Here is a 1,827-nt window from a genome sequence, read left to right on the forward strand (position 1 = left end):
ATTATCTTTCAATGGTCAAGCTGGGTTGCATCCGATTGTTTTACAAGAGGTTATGCAATTAAGGGACACAGCCTAGCTCGCGCACCATCAGGCGCGAATTTCATTAATCAGCGTGGCATTTTGCATGGTCATAACCGGAATAAGATATGGTTGTACTATACAACCATTTGCATAAAAGCCTGTCAACAGAGGCTTCATTGTGGCAAGCCATGCGCCAGAAAAAAGCTAACAATATGCAAAAAAATCACAAGCGCGATTCTGTATGAATTTTCACCAACAAAACAAATAAATAGCGCAATAACAAGGCGCTAAACTCCGCCGTCAGCCGTTTAGCCTTTACAATCCTCTTGCCGCTAAGCCCTTCACAGGCCGCATTTTTCGGCGCATAGTCGAACGAATGTTCAATACAGGAGGAGAGTTGTTGTAATGGCAGACCGTCCGTTAATTATCCTGCAAGTAGGTTTACCCTCTGAATCCATTCGTGAAGTTCATGGCGATATCCCGACCTGGTTTTGCCGTGCCATTCAGCACCCTCTGGAACAAACCGAAGTCGTCAGAGTGTTTGAAGGTGAAGCGTTGCCTGCGCCGGATGCCAGCCGCGTGGCGGTGATTACCGGCTCATGGGCGATGGTGACAGACCGCCTTCCCTGGAGCGAAGCCGCCGCCGAGTGGGTTCGCGAAGCCATGTCGATTGGCATGTCGCTGTTCGGCGTTTGCTATGGCCACCAGTTGATGGCGCATGCGCTGGGCGGTGAAGTGGAGTGGCACCCGCAGGGGCGCGAAGTGGGCAGTCAGGCGATTCGGCTACACCCGCATGCCAGTAACGATATGCTGTTAAGCACATTGCCGCGTGAGTTCCCTGCGCATCTGACTCATATGCAGACCGTTTCACGTCTGCCGGAAGGTGCGCTGGCGCTGGCGTCGTCTGCGCATGACCAGCATCAGATTGTACGTTATGGGCCGAATGCCATGTCGACGCAATTTCACCCGGAATTTACCCCGGATATCGCTTCCGCCATGATTCACCAACGGGAAGACGCGTTGACCGAAGAAGGCTTTGACGCGCATGCACTGTTGTCTGGCGTATTGCCGTCTCCGGATGCCACTGAGTTGCTGCGTCGTTTTGTGCAGCAGGCATTCAACCGGACGATGCCAGAGCAGGATGACATGGCGCAGAGTGCGTAATTTCTCATCATATGTTTTTATGCTGTTAAATGACGATTACTGTCACAAAAATATAGGGCTGTATGGCCCTATATAATAAAGTCTACTGATAAGTAAAAGTGAACTCGCTTTGCGACTGTACCGCTCCACTTTGTACTCCGCCGCCTTTGTAATAGTAATAGACATTAAATGTCAGCAACTCTTGTGTCTGTGTAGAGTTGAGTATATGAAAAACATCCCCAATTTTAACCGGGGTTGAATTAAATAATATCTGGATCCCCATGTTCTCGTTTCCACTCACTCTATTAGCCAGTACGTCTTCATCCGGAATACCTGTCATTTTCACCCCATCAAATTTCACACTAACTTTTGGTTTATCCTTACATTCAAGTGCAATATTAAAAGTATTAGTGAGATTGCTGTAACGTCCTGGAATGGCGCTCATCAGATCAGAAAGTTTCACAGGTGGTAAGGTTACTTTTTTATCAAACTCTTTTATATCGCATGTGGGTATCGTGGGAGTTAAATCGCCGCGGGTATAAAAACTGAGGGTTATCCAACTGCCTCCCCCCCAATTCGAATATTGCACTAGGCTGTGTCCCTTAATTGCATAACCTCTTGTAAAACAATCGGATGCAACCCAGCTTGACCATTGAAAGATAA

General features: G+C 48.0%; 2 protein-coding genes. One reads left to right on the plus strand and one right to left on the minus strand.

Annotated features, from left to right (window positions below; genetic code table 11):
* Positions 1–426 precede the first annotated feature (426 nt).
* Entirely contained in the window at positions 427–1,185 is a 759-nt protein-coding gene (locus ACSZPU_RS25480) for a glutamine amidotransferase (protein WP_499004388.1), read from the plus strand.
* Positions 1,186–1,267: 82 nt separating this feature from the next.
* Here the strand turns inward: ACSZPU_RS25480 and ACSZPU_RS25485 are convergent.
* A partial coding sequence (locus ACSZPU_RS25485; protein ID WP_499004390.1) for a fimbrial protein occupies positions 1,268–1,827 on the minus strand: 560 nt, incomplete at its 5' end.

The sequence above is a fragment of the Phytobacter sp. V69 genome, from assembly GCF_965644215.1.
In the GTDB taxonomy this organism is placed as follows: Bacteria; Pseudomonadota; Gammaproteobacteria; order Enterobacterales; family Enterobacteriaceae; genus Phytobacter.